Raw genomic sequence first — 249 nt, 5'->3', positions numbered from 1 at the left:
ACTGCATCTGATACTGGCAAGCTTGAGTCTCGTAGAGGGGGGTAGAATTCCAGGTGTAGCGGTGAAATGCGTAGAGATCTGGAGGAATACCGGTGGCGAAGGCGGCCCCCTGGACGAAGACTGACGCTCAGGTGCGAAAGCGTGGGGAGCAAACAGGATTAGATACCCTGGTAGTCCACGCCGTAAACGATGTCGACTTGGAGGTTGTGCCCTTGAGGCGTGGCTTCCGGAGCTAACGCGTTAAGTCGA

1 rRNA gene is annotated in these 249 nt (G+C 56.2%); it reads left to right on the top strand.

Annotated features, from left to right (window positions below):
- Positions 1–249 (top strand): 16S ribosomal RNA (locus tag SB753_RS39830); the annotation flags it as partial.

Origin of the sequence: Paraburkholderia sp. SIMBA_053 (assembly GCF_046534895.1) — a bacterium.
Lineage (GTDB): Bacteria > Pseudomonadota > Gammaproteobacteria > Burkholderiales > Burkholderiaceae > Paraburkholderia > Paraburkholderia caledonica.
The sequence above is the reverse complement of the archived record's forward strand: the minus strand, read 5'-3'. Positions and strand labels throughout refer to the sequence as shown.